At 70.7% G+C, this 19,833-nt stretch carries 16 protein-coding genes; 7 read left to right on the top strand and 9 right to left on the bottom strand.

Translation table 11 applies throughout. The annotated features are described in order from the left end of the window. The first annotated feature begins 4 nt into the window (after positions 1 to 4). Positions 5 to 2,539 carry a DUF6185 family protein gene (locus ACZ7M2_RS16440; RefSeq protein ID WP_471595808.1) on the top strand — a complete coding sequence of 845 codons (2,535 nt, stop codon included), beginning with the start codon at positions 5 to 7 and terminating at the stop codon, positions 2,537 to 2,539. 141 nt (positions 2,540 to 2,680) lie between these two features. Here ACZ7M2_RS16440 and ACZ7M2_RS16435 read toward each other — a convergent pair whose 3' ends face one another. Continuing rightward, the gene (locus tag ACZ7M2_RS16435) at positions 2,681 to 3,508 is read right to left on the bottom strand and encodes a chitosanase (protein ID WP_471595807.1); all 828 of its coding nucleotides are present in this window, start codon (positions 3,506 to 3,508) and stop codon (positions 2,681 to 2,683) included. A gap of 157 nt (positions 3,509 to 3,665) precedes the next feature. Beyond that, positions 3,666 to 5,165, bottom strand: coding sequence for an MFS transporter (locus ACZ7M2_RS16430; RefSeq protein WP_471595806.1), 1,500 nt, complete (start codon positions 5,163 to 5,165; stop codon positions 3,666 to 3,668). Positions 5,166 to 5,277: 112 nt separating this feature from the next. Between ACZ7M2_RS16430 and ACZ7M2_RS16425 the strand changes: the two genes are divergently transcribed. Then, positions 5,278 to 5,679, top strand: coding sequence for a winged helix-turn-helix transcriptional regulator (locus ACZ7M2_RS16425; RefSeq protein ID WP_471595805.1), 402 nt, complete (start codon positions 5,278 to 5,280; stop codon positions 5,677 to 5,679). A gap of 21 nt (positions 5,680 to 5,700) precedes the next feature. Here the strand turns inward: ACZ7M2_RS16425 and ACZ7M2_RS16420 are convergent, their stop codons facing one another. The 4 genes from ACZ7M2_RS16420 to ACZ7M2_RS16405 form a co-directional block, all read right to left on the bottom strand. Further along, positions 5,701 to 6,123: an acyl-CoA thioesterase gene (locus ACZ7M2_RS16420; RefSeq protein ID WP_471595804.1), complete on the bottom strand. Its 423-nt coding sequence runs from the start codon at positions 6,121 to 6,123 to the stop codon at positions 5,701 to 5,703. 81 nt (positions 6,124 to 6,204) lie between these two features. Next, positions 6,205 to 6,834 carry a hypothetical protein gene (locus tag ACZ7M2_RS16415; protein ID WP_471595803.1) on the bottom strand — a complete coding sequence of 210 codons (630 nt, stop codon included), beginning with the start codon at positions 6,832 to 6,834 and terminating at the stop codon, positions 6,205 to 6,207. Between the two features lie 194 nt (positions 6,835 to 7,028). Next, positions 7,029 to 7,628 (bottom strand): histidine phosphatase family protein, encoded by a 600-nt coding sequence (locus ACZ7M2_RS16410; RefSeq protein WP_471595802.1) that lies wholly within the window; start codon positions 7,626 to 7,628, stop codon positions 7,029 to 7,031. Between the two features lie 90 nt (positions 7,629 to 7,718). After that, positions 7,719 to 8,927, bottom strand: coding sequence for a pyridoxal phosphate-dependent aminotransferase (locus ACZ7M2_RS16405; RefSeq protein ID WP_352044536.1), 1,209 nt, complete (start codon positions 8,925 to 8,927; stop codon positions 7,719 to 7,721). 85 nt (positions 8,928 to 9,012) lie between these two features. On the opposite strand from ACZ7M2_RS16405, the gene ACZ7M2_RS16400 reads away from it, so the two are divergent. Together ACZ7M2_RS16400 and ACZ7M2_RS16395 are read left to right on the top strand one after the other, a co-directional pair. After that, positions 9,013 to 9,648 (top strand): winged helix-turn-helix transcriptional regulator, encoded by a 636-nt coding sequence (locus tag ACZ7M2_RS16400; RefSeq protein ID WP_471595801.1) that lies wholly within the window; start codon positions 9,013 to 9,015, stop codon positions 9,646 to 9,648. A gap of 104 nt (positions 9,649 to 9,752) precedes the next feature. Further along, entirely contained in the window at positions 9,753 to 10,178 is a 426-nt protein-coding gene (locus tag ACZ7M2_RS16395) for a hypothetical protein (RefSeq protein WP_471595800.1), read from the top strand. Between the two features lie 118 nt (positions 10,179 to 10,296). Here ACZ7M2_RS16395 and ACZ7M2_RS16390 read toward each other — a convergent pair whose 3' ends face one another. The 3 genes from ACZ7M2_RS16390 to ACZ7M2_RS16380 are packed head-to-tail and all read right to left on the bottom strand — an operon-like array spanning position 10,297 to position 13,923. Continuing rightward, positions 10,297 to 11,112 (bottom strand): hypothetical protein, encoded by an 816-nt coding sequence (locus ACZ7M2_RS16390; RefSeq protein ID WP_471595799.1) that lies wholly within the window; start codon positions 11,110 to 11,112, stop codon positions 10,297 to 10,299. Continuing rightward, complete coding sequence (locus tag ACZ7M2_RS16385; RefSeq protein WP_471595798.1) at positions 11,112 to 12,377, bottom strand: VWA domain-containing protein; 1,266 nt, start codon at positions 12,375 to 12,377, stop codon at positions 11,112 to 11,114. Before ACZ7M2_RS16385 ends, ACZ7M2_RS16390 begins: the two co-directional genes overlap by 1 nt. 49 nt (positions 12,378 to 12,426) lie before the next feature. Then, positions 12,427 to 13,923, bottom strand: a complete 1,497-nt coding sequence (locus ACZ7M2_RS16380; protein ID WP_471595797.1) for an IucA/IucC family protein — start codon at positions 13,921 to 13,923, stop codon at positions 12,427 to 12,429. An 86-nt stretch (positions 13,924 to 14,009) separates the two neighbouring features. Between ACZ7M2_RS16380 and ACZ7M2_RS16375 the strand changes: the two genes are divergently transcribed. The 3 genes from ACZ7M2_RS16375 (at position 14,010) to ACZ7M2_RS16365 (ending at position 19,756) form a co-directional block, all read left to right on the top strand. Continuing rightward, positions 14,010 to 15,554 carry an IucA/IucC family protein gene (locus ACZ7M2_RS16375; protein WP_471595796.1) on the top strand — a complete coding sequence of 515 codons (1,545 nt, stop codon included), beginning with the start codon at positions 14,010 to 14,012 and terminating at the stop codon, positions 15,552 to 15,554. A 290-nt stretch (positions 15,555 to 15,844) separates the two neighbouring features. Further along, positions 15,845 to 17,584, top strand: a complete 1,740-nt coding sequence (locus ACZ7M2_RS16370; RefSeq protein WP_471595795.1) for a serine/threonine-protein kinase — start codon at positions 15,845 to 15,847, stop codon at positions 17,582 to 17,584. Positions 17,585 to 17,815: 231 nt separating this feature from the next. Continuing rightward, positions 17,816 to 19,756 (top strand): FHA domain-containing protein, encoded by a 1,941-nt coding sequence (locus ACZ7M2_RS16365; RefSeq protein WP_471595794.1) that lies wholly within the window; start codon positions 17,816 to 17,818, stop codon positions 19,754 to 19,756. Positions 19,757 to 19,833 lie beyond the last annotated feature (77 nt).

Here is a 19,833-nt window from a genome sequence, read left to right as displayed (position 1 = left end):
GCGGATGTCCCGGCCGGCTGTGCGTCCGGAGCGTGGCCGACCGGCCCGGTGGGCGCGGTGTGCCGCACTGGTGCTGCTGGCGCTCATCTGGTGGGGATCATGGCCGACACCGGAGGCGGTGGCCGCGGCCGACGACTGCCATCCGGAGCAGCTCACCCGCGCCACTGTCGACGCCTCGACCCGACTCGACTACCACAAACGGGCCTTGGCCGTCGTGCACGGGACCGTGACGGTCAAGGTTCCGAGGGACTGGAGCCATGCGGATGACCTGCTGTTGAGCGAGAACTCCGAGCCGTACCGGCGGGCGCTGCGCTGCCTCCTGCGTGATCAGGGGAACCGCCTCTACCACCGCAACGACGAATGGCGGGAGGAGCGTCCGCGCACGACCGCGGAAGGTCCCTGGGTCACTGCGCAGTACGAGACCCTGACCTGGGTCCAGCATCGGGGGCGCGTGCAAACGGGGCCATGGGTCATTGATGTCGGCGCACACGAGTGGACGCTGACCCTCGAACGGCCGCCCGCGCTGGAAAACGCCCAGTGGCAGGGGATCGAGGCGGACGTGGGCGGTCTTGATGTCCTCCAGTTCTCCCCCGTGCCGGAGTCCGTCAGCAACGGGAAGCTGGTGTGGGGGGATCCCGCCGGGCGGCACCCGCCGATCACGATGCGGATCAAGGTGCCGTGGCAGCGAGCCTGGGCGGCGAGCGCGGCGAGCGAACCATGGAAGATCGTCAGCGACGTGGGTCTGGCCAGCCTGTGGTTGGGTGCCTCGTTGGTGGTCGTAGTGGCCGCGCTCCGTGCCCGCGGTCACCCGACGGGTGACACGGTCACCGACCTGGAGAAGGGCGCCGCGCGTTGGCTGTTGCGGTGGGGCCTGCTCAGTGGGGCCATCGGCCTGGTTGTATTGCTGCTCTTCCCGCATTGGGACGGGGGGCGTTGGCAGGGAGCCATCGGGGTGCTTTGCGGCTGGGCGCTGGTATTTTTCGCCCGTCCTCGGCGTTCCGTGGTGCTGGCCGCGTCAGTGGTGGCGGTGCTAGGCGTGCTGCTGGAATCCGTGCCCGCGCTCTTCGGTCTGCCTTGGCGACTTCCCCTGGTGAATCCGCCGTCCCGCTACGGCTTCACCGCGCTCGTGCTGGTGGCGGTGGCCGTGCTGTGGCTATGGCTGGCCGGGCTTGTCGCATGGGCCTGGCGGCTGGCCAGGGAGGGTGGAATGTCCTGGGCTTCCGTGACCCCGTGGCGACTGAGCCGCACGGGAGCGGTGCTGGGCCTGATCGTGGTGCTCGTGGTCGGCTGGTACGTGTGGGCCGGCGAACAAGCCTGGAAGCGAGTTACCTGGCTCAGTGACCAGACGTCAGCCGAGTACGACCTGCGGCATCTTTCGGACGTCGCCAATGGCCTGATCGGCTTCCCGCTCCAAATTCCCCTGTGGAGCTACACCCACACTTGGGTGTTGACCGGAATCGGGATCGCGGCACTGCTGCGGGCCAGGGCGCTGGCCCGGCCGGAGCCCTGGATGGGGCCGGTCGGGGTGGGGCAGCTGCTGCTCGCCACCTTCTTCGCCGTCGTCGTGATGGCGAGGCAGGTCTCGATCTCGTACGCGGGCAACAACGTGCTGGCCGGCCTATGGCTGGTGCTGGGCATCGTGGCGTTGTACGCCCTGCTGGCGGTGGGGCGGCGGTTGTCGGTGCTGACCCAGCCCCTGGAGGGCGTACCCGTCAGTCCTGCGGTCGGCGAGACCATCACCGAAGCACGTCACAGCGAACTGACGGACCGTGCGCGCCGCTACCGCGAACTGCACACCCAGCTGCGCCAACTGGACCAGGGGAAGAATGAGAACGGGCTGACGCGGCACGCCGTGGAGCAGGAGCTCGACCTGCTCCACCGCTGGCGGCCTCCTCGCGGGGCGCCCGGCATGGAGCGGCCCTGGCTCCCCAGCCAGGTGACCGTTGTGGACGTCGCCCTCAGCTGGGGCCCACACACCAACTGGTGGGACAACGCCCGGCGTGCCGCGTTCCTGGCGTTCTGCTTCGGCGTTCCCCTCAGCCTGGTCCTCGTCTGGTCGACGAACGTGAATCGGCCGTACTGGTGGATGAAGGTGGCGAAAGATCCCACGGGCATGCCGGACCTGCTGTGGGCGTTCATCGGCTGGCAGATCACCTGGGCCGGTGCCGGACTGGTGCTGGGGGCGCTCTGGCGCCTGCTCCCCGGACGCAGGGGCCCGGTGCGCGCCCTGAGCCTGGTGACCACCTATGGCGTGCTCATCGGTCTCGCCACGTTGGGCAACCGCCTCACCGACCAGGAACTCGGCAGCGCGGCCACCTACATCCTGACGATGATGCTGGTGCTGACTCTGACGAGTCTGGCGATGGACGCGGACACCTTCCGATGCGAGCGGCACTTCTGGACGAGTCGGGTCAGTCTGCTGCTTTCGATCTATCAATTGCGCGGTTTCTCGACCATCATCGCCTGGGTGCTTGTGCAAGCGATCGCCGTCGCTACGCTCCTGAACACCTTCCGCAACATCAATCTCAGAGGCCATTGACCGCGGCCCCAGCCGGATCGGGCGACCTCGCCGGCCTTTCGTGGTGGAAGACGGAGCGCGACCACGGTTCGACGACGTGCGTGGGGCCGGCGGCGGCAGCGCCGACGGCCCCCGGGGCATGCCTGGCGAGGGGTCTCGGTCTCAGCCGATGTGGTAACTGTCCCCGTACACCTTCCAGTTCAGTGGCGGATCGAGATTCAGGTTCCGCTTCTGCAGGAACACCCGCTGCTCGGTGTCGACCCGGGTCGTGTCGGAGTGGGCCTCCTCCTGCTTCATCGCCCAGACGCGCGCGTCGAGGAAGGCGTTCAGATACGTCACCTCGTTGCCGCCCTGGGCCGGCGGCTTGGCCTTGGCCAGGGCGCGCCTGCGGATGTTGCTGAAGCTGGTGCTGTCGCCGCCGTCGCCGTGCATCACGATGGCGTCGTAGTAGGTGAACTGGCCGAGGACGCCGATGCCGTCGGTCTTGCCCTGGGCGACGGCGGGGTTGAAGTAGACCCGGTCCCGCTCGTCGTTCTGGGCCTGCTGGAACGCGGTGTCCTGGGCGGCCTTGCGCCAGTCGGCGGGGAAGCCCGGGTCCAGGCCCTGGTGCGAGTCGCCGCCGTTCACCTTCCGCAGGGCGGGCAGGTACTTGGCGAGGACGTTGCCCGGCTTGCGCTGGGTGTACAGCTCGACCAGGTCCAGCATGTCGCCGGTGCCCGAGCAGAAGCCGATGATGCCGGCCGTGTAGCCGCGCCCGTCGCCGATGTCCTCGATGTACTTGTACTGAGCCTTCCAGTCCAGCGAGGAGTTCTCCGCGCTGGAGACCAGCTTCATCGCGATCTCCTTCTTCGCCGGGTCGTCCAGACCGCCGGAGGCGGCGGCCTGGGACTGGGTCGCGAGGAGGGGGCCTGCCACCAGCGAGGCTCCGATCAGGGTGAGCAGGGTGCGCCGTGAGGTGTGGAGCTGGGGATCTGTGTGGGGGGTGTGCACGGTACCTCCGATGAGGGGAGTGTTGCGTCCACGTACTGTTAGGAAAGTTTCCTACCAGAGATTGGAAGCGGCGTACACCCGCTGGGCGACGCCGAGTTGGCGCTCCATGTACGGCTGTCGGGTGCCCCTGGGGCAGGGGGTGGGCGCGCAGTCCTGGTCAGGACCGGTCGCGAGGGGAAAGGCGCGTCATCAATCGCTCGGGCCGGGGGGAGGAGATGTGCGGGGCGTGTCCCCGCCCCGGCCGCAGGATCGCCGCCGCCAGGGCCAGGGCCGCCAGCGCGATCCCCGTGGCCACCGTGAACGCCAGCCGGTAACCGTCCGCCAGGGCCGCAACGGCCCCCTCACCCCCGCCGGTCAGACGCTCCGTGCGACTCGCCGCCAGCGTCGTCAGCACGGCCAGCCCCAGCGAACCGCCCACCACCTGTGTGGTGTTGAAGAGTCCGGAGGCCAGTCCCGCGTCCTCCTCCCGGGCGCCCGTCATGGCGAGCCCCGTCACCGCGGGCATCGCGGCCGCGAAACCGGCGGCGAGCAGCAGCATCGCCGGCAGCACGTCGGCGATGTACGAGCCGTCGGCCGGGGCCCGGCTCAGCAGGGCCATGCCCGCGGTGATGAGGACCAGCCCGGCGAGCAGCACCCGGTACGGACCGAACCGGGCGATCGTCCGCGCGGACAGGGTCAGCATCAGCACCCCGATCGCGATCGGCGCGGGGAGGAACGCGGTGCCGGTGGCCAACTCGCTGTACCCGAGGACGCGTTGGAGGTAGAGCGCACCGATGTACTGGAAGCCGAACATCCCCGCGATCATCAGGATCTGCACCCCGTTGGCGCCGCTCAGCACGCGGGAGCGGAAGAGCCGCAGCCGCAGCAGCGGACGGGCGGCCCGCGCCTGACGCAGGACGAAACCGACGTAGAGACCGAGTGCGAGCGCGGCCAGTGCGAGCGTGACGCCCAGACTCCGGTCGCCGGCGCCGACGATCGTGTACACCGTCAGCATCAGCGCGCCCGTGACCAGCGCCGCGCCCGGATAGTCGGCGCCCTTGCCGAGCCCGACTCCCTGGTCAGGGGCCAGGATCCGGATCGCGGCGAGCCACGCGGCCACTCCGATCGGCAGGTTGATCAGAAAGATCCAGTGCCAGCCGGCCGTCTGGGTCAGCGCCCCGCCGAGGAAGGTGCCGAGCGCCCCGCCCGCGGCGCCGACGGCGCTGAACACCGCGATGGCGCGGGCCTGTTCACGCGGTTCGGGGAAGAGCGCGACCAGCATGCCGAGGACGACGGCCGAGGTCATCGCCCCGCCGGCACCCTGCAGGGCGCGGGCCGCGACCAGCAGACCCCGGTCGGTGGCGACCCCGCACAGCACGGACGCCGCCGTGAACACCGCGAGCCCGGCGGCGAACATCCGCCTGCGTCCCACGAGGTCTCCGAGCCGGCCCACGAGCAGCAACAGCCCCCCGAACGGGATCAGATACGCGTTCACCACCCAGGCGAGACCCGGCCCCGAGAACCCCAGATCACTCTGGATCGCGGGCATCGCGACGGTGACGATGTTCCCGTCCAGGATCGTCATCAGGGTGCCCGCGCACAGGACGACCAGCGAGGCCCAGCGGGAGTACGGTCGAGGGACCGGCGGCTCGGACGGTGACTCGGTCCGGAACGGCATGACGACGACCTCCATGTATGCGACCACGTGTGCGACGCGCTTCCATAGGTGCACGACTTGTAACGGGGTACATCGTGAGTGACCATGGAGATCGGCATAAGGAGGCACCTCAATGTCCCAAGGGAACACCGGTGTTACCCCGCAGGTCGTGCACGCGCAGGCGTGCCCCGTCCGCGAGGTTCTTGACAGGGTCGCCGGGAAATGGAGCGTGCAGATCATCGTGGCCGCCGCGCACGGCCCGATCCGCTTCACCGAACTGGAGCGCAGCATCGACGGCGTCAGCCGCCGCATGCTCACCCTGACGCTGCGCAATCTGGAGCGCGACGGACTCCTCACCCGTACCGTCCACCCGATGGTCCCGCCCAAGGTCGAGTACGAACTCACGCCGGTGGCCGCCGAGTTGCACGCCACCCTGCTGTCGCTGACGGACTGGGCGGAGCGGCACCGCGTCACGATCGCCGAGTCGCGCGCGGCCTACGACGCGCAGCACAGCCCGGAGCTGCTGGACGTGTAGACCGCGCCACGCGGGGTGGGCTCAGAGGCCGAAGACGCTCGGATCGGTGGCCAGCGCGCGGAAGTACACGCGGGGGTCCGCGACCAGCCTGCGCTCCCTGAGGTCCAGCAGCCCACCCACCGCGGTGAACTCGGCGGCCACCGTGCCGTCCGCCTTCCGTATCGTCTGCCCGATCCGGTAGGTCTTGCCCTCACCCCAGGTGAACGCGCAGGTCACTTCGGTCCGGTCCCCCGCACGCAACTCCCGCAGATAGCGGATGGTCGTCTCCAGGGTCACCGGTCCCACACCCTTGGAGACCAGATCGGTCTGACCTATCCCGGCCGCATCGAGTAAGCACCAGCGGGCGTGTTCGGCGTACTGCAGATACACGCTCTGGTTCAGATGACCCTGGGTGTCGGTCTCGTACCCGCGGACGGTCACGGGCACGGAAAACGGCTCAGTCACCACATTCCCTTCTTCGACCGTGCGTACGACGGCCGGAACGGACGTCACTCTACTGACGGGTGGAAGGAGGGCCGAGGGACCTCACGCCCGCCGGGGTGAGGCAAGCACATACCGCGCTCCCGTACGCGGCTCCGTGTATTCGCCGACCTGCCAGCCCGCCTTCTCCAGCGTGGCCGCGCAGGCCCGCAGCGCCTCGGCGTCCGGCTCGCGCACGGCTACGGCCTCGGGCTGCGGAGTCGCCCGCACCCGGTATCCGGGGCCTTCCGCTGCCGCGGGGCGGTGTCCGGCGGCTTCCAGGGCGAGTGCGGCGGCCTGCACCAGATGCGTACGTTCCCATCCGCACGGGCGGTCCACCGCCCCGTCCCGATGGGTCATCCGCCGCAGCTCCAACAGCCCCTGCCAGGCACTGTGCACCTCGCGGGTGCGGGAGGGGCCGCCCATGGCGTTCTCCTCGCCGCCGATCCGCGCGGCGAACACGCCCGAGTCGGAGGGGGCGGCGGGAGACTCAGGGACCGCCGTCGGCTCGGGCGCCTCCCGTATCCGGTGCCCGGCGGGCGTCAGGAAGTGGTCGTGCGGCGGCCGCGGATGCCGGAAGGCGAGCCCCCGCTTCACCAGCGCGGCGAGCTGCGCGTCCGTCCCCTTCAGCCGCCCGGTCACGGGATCCGCCGCATCGATGACACGCCGCTGCGCGACGGTCGGCGTTCGTGTCATGACGGCACCCCTTTCCGTATATCGGCCGCGGGCAGTCGGTGGCTGAGCGCGCAGTTCCCCGCGCCCCTACGAGGCGCGCCGACCGCAGCGCCCCGTCAGGGGCGCGGGCAACTGCGCGACCGGCCCCCACCGGCCCGCAGCCGAAGGACGACGCCCCCTCCATGGGCCGACCTCATCCCCGGTGCACTCGAAGACTACGACGGGGGTCTGACATTCCATCCGGCCACGACATGCCGCCGATGCTCGGTGCTCAGCCGGCTCACCGTCCCGGTGGCGAGCTGGAACAGCGCGCCGTCCGAAGCCCGCAGCCCCAGCCGCCGCGCGGTCAGCACCCGCAGAAAGTGCCCGTGGGAGATCAGGACGACACTGCCCTCCGCCTCGGCGAGCGCCGCGTCGACCTTGGCGAGCATCCGTTCCGCCCGCGCCCCGACCTGCTCCGGGCTCTCCCCGGGGTGCTCCGGCGGCCCCGGCGCGACCCCGTGGTCGAACAGGAACCAGTCGGGCCGGGTCCGGTGGATCTCCACGGTCGTGATCCCTTCGTACCCGCCGTAGTCCCACTCGCGCAGGTCCGCGTCGACCCGCGCCCCCTCGAGCCCGGCCAGCCGCGCCGTCTCCCGCGCCCGCTGCATCGGGCTCACGAACGCCGCCGCGATGTGGTGCGAGGCGACCAGCGGGGCCAGCCGCCTGGCCTGCTCGCGGCCGTTCTCCGTCAGCGGGATGTCGGTCGATCCGGTGTGCCGTCCGGACAAGGACCACTCGGTCTCGCCGTGCCGCACGAGGAGCAGGTCACCCATGGCCGACACCCTTCTCCGCTCCCGTCACTCCTTCCGTACGGTGTCATCGCCCCCGGCGGTCCGCAGGTCGGAGTGCGCCATACGGCGGCCCTACTGTCGATACCCGCCCAGGAAACGTCCGATCCGGCTGATCGCCGCGTCCAGGTCGTCGGCGTGCGGGAGGGTGAGAATGCGGAAGTGGTCGGGGCGGGGCCAGTTGAAGCCGGTGCCCTGGACGACCTGGATCTTCTCGCGGAGGAGGAGGTCCAGGACGAACTTCTCGTCGTCGTGGATCCTGTGGACCTCGGGGTCGATGCGGGGGAAGGCGTACAGCGCGCCCTTGGGCTTGACGCAGGAGACGCCCGGGATCTCGTTGAGCTTCTCCCAGACACGGTTGCGCTGTTCGTGGAGGCGGCCGCCGGGAGCGGTCAGATCGTGGATGGACTGGCGGCCGCCGAGCGCGGCCTGGATGGCGTACTGGGCGGGCGCGTTGGGGCACAGCCGCATGGAGGCCAGCATGGTCAGGCCTTCGAGGTAGTTGCGGGCGTGCTGCTTGGGGCCCGTCACCACCAGCCAGCCCGAGCGGAAGCCCGCCACCCGGTACGTCTTGGACAGGCCGCAGAAGGTGAGGACCACCAGGTCGGGTGCGAGCGCCGCGGCCGAGTGGTGGACCGCGTCGTCGTACAGGATCTGGTCGTAGATCTCGTCCGCGAAGACCATCAGGCCGTTGCGGCGGGCGAGGTCGAGGATGCCCTCGATGATCTCCTGGGGGTAGACCGCGCCGGTCGGGTTGTTGGGGTTGATGATGACGACCGCGCGGGTGCGGTCGGTGATCTTCGACTCCATGTCGGCCAGGTCCGGGTACCAGTCCGACTGTTCGTCGCAGAGGTAGTGGACCGCCTTGCCGCCCGCCAGGGTCGTGACGGCCGTCCAGAGGGGGAAGTCCGGGGCGGGGATGAGGACTTCGTCGCCGTCCTCCACCAGCGCCTGGACCGCCATGGAGACCAGTTCGGAGACGCCGTTGCCGAGGAAGACGTCGTCCACGCCGACCTCGAGGCCCCGTTCCTGGTAGCGCTGGGCGACCGCGCGGCGGGCGGAGAGGATGCCGCGCGAGTCGGTGTAGCCGTGCGCCTGCGGCAGCATCCGGATCATGTCCTGGAGGATCTCCTCCGGCGCCTCGAAACCGAAGGCCGCGGGGTTTCCGGTGTTGAGGCGCAGCACGCTGTGGCCTGCCGCCTCCAGTGCGTCGGCCTGCTCGATCACCGGGCCGCGGATCTCGTAACAGACCTCGCTGAGCTTGCTCGACTGCCGGAACTCCATGCGCTGTGCCCTCCGGTTCGTGGTGTTGCTTGGTTTTACCAAGTGAGCGCTTGGAAAGTCCAACAACATGTCTAGACTGCGTCGCATGTCACCTCGCCGAAGCTACGACCAGTACTGTTCCGCGGCCCGAGCGCTCGACGCCGTCGGTGACCGCTGGACCCTCCTGATCGTCCGCGAGCTGCTCGGCGGCCCGCGCCGCTACACCGATCTGCACGCGGATCTGCCGGGCGTGAGCACGGACGTCCTCGCCTCCCGGCTCAAGGACATGGAGCGCGACGGACTGACGACCCGGCGCCGGCTGCCGCCGCCGGGCGCCGTGTACGTCTACGAACTCACCGGCCGGGGACGGGAGTTGCTGCCCGTGCTGCAGGCGCTCGGCGAGTGGGGCGCACACTCGCTGGGAGAGCGCGGGGCCACGGACGCCGTACGGGCGCACTGGTTCGCGCTGCCGCTGCTGCGGGGCCTGGCGGGGGAGGGCGCCGAAGGGCTGGTCGAAGTCCGCCTGGAAGAGGGGGAGTTCCATGTGTGGCTGGGCGCCGGGGAGGGGCCCGTGTACGGAGACGGGCCCGCCCCTGAGGAGCCGGACGTCCGGTTGAGCCTGGACACCGGAACCTGCACGGAGGTGAGCCGCGGGATCACGACCGTGCTGGACGCGGTGCGTGCGGGACGGATCGAGGTCACGGGGGAGAGCACCCTCGCCAAGGTGCTGCGCGGGGAGTGACGCCGCTACGGTCCCCGTAGCCGCCGCGTGCCGCTCGCGCCAGACACTTCCAGCGCGTTCGAAAACATTGCGGGCGGCGGGGCGGCGGCCACAGGGTGACTCGCATGCGTATCAAGAAGCCCCTGGCGGTGCTGTTCAGCGCCGCGGCGCTCGCCGTCGGCCTCGGGACCACCGCCGCGCCTTCCGCGTTCGCCGATGGGGGTACCTCCCTGCTCGAGCGAAGCCGAGAGCTTGGGGGAGGTTGCTGGTACAGCGGGAGTCACTGGTGGTGCAACAACCGCGCCGGCGCCCCGGTCTACGGCTACAAGGACCTGGCCCGGTACTACCCGGACCCCAGCCGCATCGTCGGCCACATGTACTCCAACCCCAGCTGGTTCGAGTGTCGTTACGACGGCGGCAACCCGGACGAGTACGTGGGCGGCCCGCATCCCTACCGCTGGGAGTGGACCGAGGCCGACAACGGGCAGTACGGCTGGATGAAGGACACCGCCATCGGCAGCGAGACCAACACGCTCCCGGCCTGCTGGTAACGCACAACGCCCAGCACCTCACCGGACCGGAACCCGGGCGGGGGACGAGGCCCGCCGTGCCGAGGGGGCACGGCGGGCCTTCGCCGTCACGGAGCCGTCACGGACGCCCTACGTGGGCCTACGCACCCGGCGGCACCCGGGAAGGCCGTCCCGACCCCCGGGTCAGTGCGTACCCGCCGATGCCCGCGAGCGCCGCGAGGATGCCGCCGATCGCGGTCCACACCCAGCGGTCGGACCACCAGCCGGAGGACCAGCCGTCGTCGGGCTCGATGGACGACAGGGCGGCCGTCGACGAACCGGAGCCGGAGTCGGACTTCCCGGCGCTCGTCGCGATGCCCGGCACCAGCGGCTTCGCCAGCGAACCGTCCACGGCCGCCGACCCGCCGATGTCCTTGGAGTCGACCTTGACCTCGGCCCCGACCGGCAGACCCAGGTCGGAGGCCTGCAGCCCGGTGACGGTCAGCCGGACGTAGTACGTGCCCGGCAGCGGGTCGTTGGCCCAGGTCTCCGACCAGGAACGGACCGTGCGCAGGGTGCAGGCCAGTTCCACGGAGGCCGCGTCCTGCGCCGCCGTCCGTGTCTGTGCCCCGTACTGGCAGGCCTGGCGGCGCCGCAGCCCGTCGTAGACGTCGAGCTGCCAGGTCTGGCCGGCGTGCCGCGTGGAGGCCTCCGGCAGCTTCACCGTCGCCTTCACGGTGGGCCGCTGCCCGGCGTCCGCGGGGAACGACCAGTACAGGTAGTCGCCCGTGGACCCGCTGGCGGTGGCCTGCCGGCCCTGCTCGATCTCGGTCGCCGTACGGAACGACGTGCCGGCCTGGGTCGGCGCGGCGCTGTCGCCCGAAGGGCTTGCGGAGGGGGAGGAGTCGGCCGCGGCGGGCGCCGCGGCGATCCCGAGCAGCAGCAGGGCGGTGCTCAACACTCTTCTGACACGCATCAGTTGGTCCTCCAGACCGCGATCCGCAGGCGCGAGACCCAGCCCCACAGCACACCCGCCAGGAAGCCGGTGAGCACGAGGGCGCCGAGCAGCCACCAGCCGCGGCCGAGGCCGAAGGAGGCCACGTCGCTCGCCTGGTCCGGCCCGTCCACGACGTCGACCGTCAGTTCCACCGGCATGCCCGGCGTGGTCTTCACGCCGCTCGCCGCCGAGAAGGAGTTGGACACCTGGAGACACACGGTCTCGGCCGGGGCGTTCTCGTCGTCGCTCTCGGCCTTGGGATAGCGCAGACCGGTCGAGATGACGTCGGTACGGCCGTTGCCCGCCGCCTCGCCGCGCACGATCTCACGCCCGTGCACGGTGACGGCGCGCAGCAGCACCCCGTAGTCCGGGTCGACCTCGCGGTCGGCCGCGACGCTCACCGAGGCGCGCAGCTCCTGGCCCGGCTTGACGTCCACGCGGTAGTAGCGGTGCTGCCCGAACTCCTCGCGGTCCGTGTACAGCCCGGACTTCAGCGTCGGGGCACTCGTGCAGGCGGTGGCGCCCTCCACGGCGACCGGCGTCACCACCGGGTCGGCGGCGCGCTCCACCAACTGACCGACACGGTCGGTGAGTTCTTCCTTGTGCTGGACCGAGGTGTACGTGCCCCCGGTCGCGTCCGCGATGCAGCTGAGCTGGTCGCGGGTCTTGGCGTCGGGCACGAGCCCGAGGGTGTCGATGGTGAGCCCGATGCCCTTGGCGGCGATCTCGCGGGCCACCTCGCACGGGTCGAGCGGCTGGCAGGTGTCCTCGCCGTCGCTGATCAGCACGATCCGCCGGGTGCCGTTGCCGCCGTCGAGGTCGTCGGCCGCCTTGAGCAGCGCGGGACCGATCGGCGTCCAGCCGGTGGGCGTGAGCGTCGCGACGGCGGTCTTCGCCTCCGTGCGGTCCAGCGTGCCCACCGGGTACAGCTGGGCGGTGTCCTTGCAGCCTGTCTTGCGGTCGTTGCCGCGGTAGTTCGCGCCGAGGGTCCGTATGCCGAGCTGGACCTCCTCGGGTGTCGCGTCGAGCACCTCGTTGAACGCCTGCTTCGCCGCGGACATGCGCGACCCGCCGTCCATGTCGCGCGCCCGCATCGAACCGCTGACGTCCAGCACGAGTTCGACCTTGGGAGCGGCCTGCTCCGCCGTTTCGTCGGCGACCGCTCCGGTCGGGAAGGCGATCCCGGCCGTCAGGGCGGCGAGCAGGGCGCAGACTCCTGCCGCCAGCCGTTGTCTTGTGATCATCGCAGGATCCTATGGAGCAAAGGTGCCGGGCTTCAAAACGATCTACGAACTATGGGGTGGCGAACGGGTTGGGAAGCCGCGCCCAGATGTCCCCCGGAGTCTGCGGAGACAGCCGCATCAGGCTCAACGCCTTGGTCGGCAGCGGCTCGTCGAGCAGGGCCGGCAGGTCCGGGGTGCGCGGCAGATCCCGTACGACGTTCTCCAGGGCCTCCCGCAGTACGGCCGACGAACCGGCCGTCGCCCCCAGCGCCCCGCCGATCAGCGAGCCGAACATCTTGCGGCGCAGGGTGGTCACGTCGTCCGTGACGATCCGTCCGGAGAGCGCCGGGGCCGGGAGGCCGTGCCGGGCCAGCCGGGCCGGGCTCACGCGGATGTCGGCCAGATCGCGGTAGACGAGCCGGACCGGGGCGCCGGTGGCGGACAGTACGACCAGGAGGTTCTGGCCGTGCGCCTCCAGGGCCACTCCCAGGTCGAGCATCCGCAGACAGACGGTGAGCGCGAGGCGGGTGAAGCCGGCCAGCCAGGCGGCCGACCGGGGCAGCTCGGTGGTGGCGAGGGCGGCCACGGGCAGGACGCGCTCGCCCGGGTGCGCGTACACGTCCGGGGACTCGCGCAGCACCGCCGCCAGGTCGGGGGAGCGGGCCGTGACGGCGCCCAGGGTGCGGGTGACGTGCAGCAGGCCGTCCGTACGGGCCGCCATGTCCTCCGCGAACGCCGACACCGTCGCCGACGTCTCGATCGAGTAGACCGAGATGTCCCGCACGGAGGAGGTCAGCCGGGCGCTCAGCGCGGTCTTGACGTGCGGTCCTTCGGGCAGGGCGAGGGTGCGCAGAGACATCAACGGGTGAGCGGGGACGGCCTCCTGGGGCGCGGTGCGCAGTACGTGCGCCAGCTGCCAGGGGTGGACGGGGATCAGGAAGCGGTCCTCGTCCCTCAGCCACTTGGGCCACTCGCCCCGGACCAGACAGTCGTCCACGCCGACCAGGCCGAGTTCCACGACCGGCCGGTGCTCCGGCCCGTAGGCGAGCTGCTCGCCCACCGAGAACCCTGGCCGGGAACGGCAGTTGGGGTGGTAGGGATGCCCGTCGACCACCCGCTGCTCCCACTCCCAGCTGGTCAGGGGCTCGTGGTCGACAGCGGGCTGGTGCGCGCGCGACAGAGCCAACGAGGCGACGCTGTCGTCGAGTTCGGCGGCGAAGGCGGTCGCGTGCGGTACGCCGAGGGCCGTCATGAGCCGCGCCGGACGCTCGTACACCGTGTTGTCCAGCCGGACCTCGGTGACGTACGACGTGGTCGCGTACGGATCCGGGCGCGGGCCGTGCAGCCGGCGGCCGTCGGTGAGGTGGAGCGTGAGCCCGTCGGCCCCCGGTTCGCGGCGCGCGATCCACGGCATCGGCTCGTACGCCAGCGCACGCCACAGACGGCTCAGCACGGCCGCCCGGGCGCCGGGGAGCCCGGCCGCGTACGGCGCCGACAGGGCGGGGCGTACGGCGCTCAGCTCGTCGGCGAGCGCTGCCTCGGCGTCGGGCGTGGGGGGACGGTGCACGGTCGGGCTCCTTGGGTACGGGGACTGCGCGTCGCGGTCGCCCGCGCCGACAGACATACTGATCACCAGTGCACCGTATGGAATGAATGGATCGCGTGGACTCCATGCCCCCCAGGTACCTCAGGGACGACATAGACGAGGCCGCCGACGAGTACGCCGCCGCGCCGCTGCTCAATTGTCTGCTGCGGGAGGTGGGGGAGCCCGCCGAGGGCTCCGGTGTGTTCCGGCTCCGCTCCAGCGGGCGGCTGCTGCGGGTGCGGGGGACGCGCAGGCCCCTGGCGCCCGAGGCGTACGCCGACGGGGCCTGGCACCGGCTGACCCACGCCGAACTGGTCAAACTCACCGCCGAGGAACTGCGCGGATCCACCGGTCTGTCCAACCCCGAGCTGCCCGCCGAGATGATCGACAGCCGGGACACGGTGGCCGCACTGCTCGCCGCCCGCCTGCGCGCGACGCCGCCCGCGGACCCGTACGTCCGCTCCGAGCAGTCCCTGATCACCGGGCACCCGTACCACCCGGCGCCCAAGGCCAGGGGCGGCGGCCCCGTCGCCGGCTGGCTGCCGTACGCACCCGAGGCGTACGCCCGCTTCCCGCTGGAGCTGCTCGGCGTGCGGGAGGACGTGGTCGTCGAGGAGGGCGACACCTCGGCGCTGGACGACTTCGGGCCGTCCCCGGAGGGCTACCGGCTGCTTCCGGCCCACCCCTGGCAGCTCGACCTGGTCGGCGCCCGCCCGGAGATCCGGGCCGCCTTCGCGGACGGCCGGCTGATCCGCCTGGGCCCCACCGCGCGTCCGCTGTGGCCGACGGCAGCCATCCGCACGCTCTACGCCCCCGAGGACGACGTCTTCGTCAAGTTCAGCCTCGACGTGCGCATCACCAACGACATCCGCCGGCTGTGGCGCCACGATCTGCTGAAACTGCGCCGTACGGACGAGGCGACAGCCGCCGCGTTCGCGACGACGACCACGACCACGGGGACAAGCACGAGCAAGGGCGCCGCCTGGCTGAGCGACCGCGGCTACCGCACCGCCGACTTCGCCTTCGAAGAACTCGCGGTCCTCGTCCGCGACGGGCTGCGCGAGCACGTCGTCCCCGGCGCGACCCCGCTCCTCGCCGCCGCCCTTGTCGAGGGCTTCGAGGGCAGCCCCCTCGACGGTCTCGCCGACCCGTCCGCCTGGTGGACGGCGTATCTGCGCCAGGTCGTCCCCCCGGCCCTGGAGGCGTTCGCGCGGTACGGAGTCGTTCTGGAGGCGCATCTGCAGAACACGGTGGTCGCCGTGGACGCCGACGGCATCCCCGTGCAGGCGCTGTTCCGGGACGCGGAGGGCGTGAAGCTGCTCACGGACGTGGACCGGGCCGCCGGATGGGAGCGCCTTGTCTACTGCCTGATCGTCAACAACGTGTCAGAACTCGCCGCCCTGCTCGCGGAGGACCACCCGGGCTGGGACCCGTGGCCCGCCGTACGGACCGAGCTCGCCCACCACGGCCTGCCCGGGATCGCTCACGAGATCACGGAGTTGCTCGCCGCCCCGACGCTCCCCGGCAAGACGAACCTGCTGCTTCGCTGGACGGGCGCGGACGGCGCGGACGCCCGCTACCTCCCGCTGCCGAACCCGCTGGCCCGCGCCTAGTACCGGGTTCCTCTGCACGCTCCCCACCTGGTGACTGACCAGCAGGGAACGGCAGATGAACGTGATGGGGGAGCGTTTCGAGCCGGGCGGTGCCGCGCACACGTCGGCACCCCCGTCCGGTGAACGACGGTACGATCACCGTCGGATTAGTCCGTTGGGTCGCCGCGGGTTCCTCCGCTGTGGGGTCACTCCGTCCGTGCCCCGCCTTCCGGGCAGACCAGGTGCATGGTCCACGTGCGATGTCCGCGCTCTGACGAGCAGCTCGGGCAGGGAAAGGGAGAATCGCTCCGATGGCCAATGAGGACGCCGTGTCTCAAGAGTCGGGCAGCGAGCGTGTGATCGCCGGCCGCTACAGTCTGCTGTCGCCCCTCGGCGCGGGCGGCATGGGCACCGTGTGGCGCGCCTACGACAAGGTGCTGCACCGCGAGGTCGCCATCAAGGAGGTCCGGGCGCCCGCCGGACTGGCGGCGCCCGACATCGAGCGGATGTACACGCGGCTGGAGCGTGAGGCGTGGGCCGCGGCCCGGGTGGCGCATCCCAACGTGGTGACCGTCTACGACGTGGCCATGGAGGACGGCCGCCCGTGGATCGTCATGGAGTTGGTCCGCGGTCAGTCGCTGGCCGACCTGCTCAAGGCCGAGGGCCGGCTCTCGCCGCAGCGTGCCGCGTCCATCGGCCTCGAGGTGCTCGCCGCGCTCCACGCCGCCCACGGGACGGGCGTGCTGCACCGCGACGTGAAACCGGCCAACGTGCTGATGGCCAAGGACGGCCGGGTGGTGCTCACCGATTTCGGCATCGCCATGATCGAGGGCGACTCCGCGCTCACCATGACCGGTGAAGTCGTCGGATCGCCCGAGTTCCTGGCTCCGGAGCGGGCGTTGGGCCGGCGGTCCGGGCCCGCGTCGGACCTGTGGTCGCTCGGCGTGCTGCTCTACGCGGCCGTCGAGGCGCGCTCCCCCTTCCGCCAGAACACCCCGCTCAGCACCCTGAGGGCCATCGTGGACGCGGAGTTGCCGCAAGTCCGCCGGGCCGGCGCTCTTACTCCGGTCATCGAGGGGCTGCTGCGCAAGGATCCGGACGAACGCCTCACCGCCGAGCAGGCGGAACGGGACCTGCGACTCATCGGCCAGGGCGGCATCCCCGACACGGGAATCGCGCGGCCGTCCTCCGACTCCACGACCGTTTCGACGCAGTCCACGACACGAACGTCTCCCGCGGATCCCGGAGAACAGCCCACGGTCACACAATCCTTGGCGCAGCCCACGGTCGCTGATCCCTCGGCACAGGCGACGGTCGCGGAACCTTCGACGCAGGCGGCGGACACGGATCCCGTGACGCAGCCCACGCTCGCGGATCCTTCGGCGCAGCCCACGGTCACGCATCCCCTGGCGCGGGCGGCGGACGCGGATCCTGGGGCACAGCCCGCGGTCGCGGACCCCGCGGTGCCGGATCCGCGCGCCGCCGGAACACCCGTCCCCACCGTCCCCCCGGTTGACGCGCGGCGCAGCCGGCGCAGCGTCGCGCTCGTCGCCGCGGGCGTGTCCCTGTGCGTGCTGGCGCTGGCCGGGGTGGGCTATGCGCTCATGAACGACGGAAACGGAAAGGGAAGCGGAGATCGGCAGAACGCCAAAAACGCCACCGCCGCGAGCACACAGGGCGACAGCCAAGGCGCCTCCGGCACGCTGGGGGTACGGGTGACGGTGGCGGGTTCGCACACGACGTACTCGGGACAGTGCCCGCCACCGAGCGAGCAGGCACCCACCTTTACGGCGACGTTCACGGTGGACCGGCTCCCGGCCCAATTCTCCTACCGGTGGGTGTCCAAGGACGGCTCGGTGACCGATCCGCACTGGAGGACGCTGGCGTTCTCGGACGACGGAGGGCTCAGCAAGCAGGACACGGTGAGCCTGACCACGTGGGCGGAAGCCGGAAAGCTCGAGAGCGAAATCGGCGTGGAGCTCAAGGCACCCTTGAACGGCGAGTCCAACATGGTGCCGCTGTCGCTGACGTGCGAGGCCGAAACGGGCTGAGGCACGCCGTCCGGGCACCGACCGACGGCTCGGACCGCGGTCCCGAGTTCGCAACGGGCCGCAGCGGTGTCCGGATCGCGGCCCCGCGACGAGGCGCGGAACGAATTTGTCGCAAGAATCGAACTGAACCAGGTCACGTTCACGTTTGAGTGAAGGCTCCGGTCTCGTGTCGGGTCAGCCGCGTCATGCGGCCTCTCTTTCGCAGTTGGATGTCGTTCATAAGGAGTATCAGTGCCATCGGTCATCCTGGGGCAAACGGGCCCCTTCACTGGTCAAAGCGTGGTCCTGAGCGCTGCTCCACTGACGTTCGGTCGCAAGAGCGACAACGACGTCGTGATCGTCAGCGCCAACGCCTCCCGTCTGCACGCCGAAATCCTCGAGGAGGACGCCGGCTTCGTGCTCCACGACCGCAACAGCCGGAACGGCACCTTCGTCAACGACCAGCGCATCACACGGCATGCGCTGCGCTCAGGCGACCGCATCCGAATCGGTGAGGAGACCTTCCTCTTCGAGTCGGAGGACGCCATCGAGACAATGATGGATCTCTCCCACCTCGACACACCCCGGGTGAGCGCCTCCGCGGACCCTGGCGTCCTCAGGGTCACCATCACCGGCGGAGGCCCGGTGGGCCTCGCCTTCGCGCTGACGCTGGAGAACATGCTGCGCGGGCGGGTCTCGATCACGGTCTACGAAGGGCGGTGGACGAAGAACGGCTCCACCGTCGTCTGGAAGGACGAGACCCAGGGAAACGTCCGCCGCCAGCAGGTCGTGACCGTCCAGAGCCGGCAGTACCTCGCTCTGCCCGAGGACATCCAGTCGGCGCTGTTCGGCGACGTGGGCGACTATTCGGAAATGTGGCCCGTCGGACCGGACTCCGTGGACGGCCTGCCTCCCCGCAACATCCGGATCGCGTACATCGAGGACCGTCTGCTGGAGTTGGCGAACAAGGCCGCCGCGATCCGGCTGGTGCCGGAGCGCTTCGACCCGTCGGAGGATCAGGGCCGGCTCTCGCAGGAACACGTCCTGGCGATCTGCGAAGGCGGACGATCCCGCACGCGGGACCACTACGCCGACCGCTTCGGCGCGGCCGACGCCTCGATCTACTCCCTTGACGGCGACCACTTGCAGGACGTGGTGCTGGGGCTTCGGGTGAAGTCCCCGCTCTCGGACCAGATGAGCGTCCTGCTGACCGTGTCGCAGAACAGGTTTCTTCTCAACTCGCTGCGTGGCGAGGGCTTCTTGAACATGCGGCTCACCCGCGAGGAGGCCCGCAACGTGATCGGCATCGACCCGGTCCGTCAGGTCTTCGAGGAGTGCATCGCCGCTCGCCCCTGCGTCATGAGCCGCGAAGAGGACCACGAGTTCCGCTGTCCCACGCACGGCACCCTCTTCCTGCCCGCCCTGCTGCGCAGTTCGCCCTTGTGGAGGCGGATCCGGGAGGGACTGAAGCTGTTCGGCGTCCCGGAGAACGACCTCACCGCGATCACGTCGTTCCGACTGGACATGGTGCAGCGCCCGCGGTTCACGGCGCAGCTGAGCCGCCCGACCGCGACGGGCCCCGGCACGTACGGCCTCCTGCTGGGCGACGCGGCCAACGCCATCCACTTCTGGCCGGGTCGCGGTCTCAACAGCGGTCTCGCCTCCGCCACTTCGCTCGCTCGCTCCCTCAGCCGCACATGGCAGGGAAAGCCGCTGCGTGACGCCGACTTCATCCGGCACGAGGCGGCCATGTCCATGCTCCAGTACCGGCACAAGAGCCGGGCCTGGAACGCCATGGTCACCACCGATGAACAGGGCGTCACCCGCGCCATCAAGGACATCATCGCCCGCAGCATGGAACCGGAACCCGGCGACGGCTCCGCACCCGAGCACGCGTCCCTCGACGCCCTGCTGGAGCGCATGAGCGCGATACGCGAGCGCCTCGCGACCCGTCTCCCCGGTATGCCCACGGACGAGGAACTGCGCGACCACCTCTTGACGCTGGACCCGGCCACGCTCCGCACGCTCCAGGAGAGCGGCGCGTGGGACACGCTGATCGTCGGCGGCGAGGAGGCCGACATCGACCTCTTCTACCAGTCGGACTCCCCCGTCTACGTCCCTCGCCCCACCGACCCGCGCATCGGCCCGCCGGCCCGCACGCCGCAGGATTCCGTGCCCTCCAACCCGGTCTGAGGCCGGGCGGGACATTCCGCGGCGAGGAGAACACGGCTCCTCCCCTTCCCTGAAGTGGAGGAGCCGTGTTCTCCGAA

The sequence above is a fragment of the Streptomyces sp. NPDC111507 genome (assembly GCF_055638955.1).
This window is presented reverse-complemented; position numbering and strand designations above follow the sequence as displayed.

What these genes read in the sequence shown, in the direction of transcription:
- ACZ7M2_RS16390 (WP_471595799.1), bottom strand. Translation starts at nt 11,112, where the DNA reads ATGCGTGTCAGAAGAGTGTTGAGCACCGCCCTGCTGCTGCTCGGGATC.
- ACZ7M2_RS16405 (WP_352044536.1), bottom strand. Translation starts at nt 8,927, where the DNA reads ATGGAGTTCCGGCAGTCGAGCAAGCTCAGCGAGGTCTGTTACGAGATC.
- ACZ7M2_RS16430 (WP_471595806.1), bottom strand. Translation starts at nt 5,165, where the DNA reads ATGCCGTTCCGGACCGAGTCACCGTCCGAGCCGCCGGTCCCTCGACCG.
- ACZ7M2_RS16410 (WP_471595802.1), bottom strand. Translation starts at nt 7,628, where the DNA reads ATGGGTGACCTGCTCCTCGTGCGGCACGGCGAGACCGAGTGGTCCTTG.
- ACZ7M2_RS16375 (WP_471595796.1), top strand. Translation starts at nt 14,010, where the DNA reads ATGGATCGCGTGGACTCCATGCCCCCCAGGTACCTCAGGGACGACATA.
- ACZ7M2_RS16385 (WP_471595798.1), bottom strand. Translation starts at nt 12,377, where the DNA reads ATGATCACAAGACAACGGCTGGCGGCAGGAGTCTGCGCCCTGCTCGCC.
- ACZ7M2_RS16395 (WP_471595800.1), top strand. Translation starts at nt 9,753, where the DNA reads ATGCGTATCAAGAAGCCCCTGGCGGTGCTGTTCAGCGCCGCGGCGCTC.
- ACZ7M2_RS16370 (WP_471595795.1), top strand. Translation starts at nt 15,845, where the DNA reads ATGGCCAATGAGGACGCCGTGTCTCAAGAGTCGGGCAGCGAGCGTGTG.
- ACZ7M2_RS16415 (WP_471595803.1), bottom strand. Translation starts at nt 6,834, where the DNA reads ATGACACGAACGCCGACCGTCGCGCAGCGGCGTGTCATCGATGCGGCG.
- ACZ7M2_RS16425 (WP_471595805.1), top strand. Translation starts at nt 5,278, where the DNA reads ATGTCCCAAGGGAACACCGGTGTTACCCCGCAGGTCGTGCACGCGCAG.
- ACZ7M2_RS16400 (WP_471595801.1), top strand. Translation starts at nt 9,013, where the DNA reads ATGTCACCTCGCCGAAGCTACGACCAGTACTGTTCCGCGGCCCGAGCG.
- ACZ7M2_RS16440 (WP_471595808.1), top strand. Translation starts at nt 5, where the DNA reads ATGTCCCGGCCGGCTGTGCGTCCGGAGCGTGGCCGACCGGCCCGGTGG.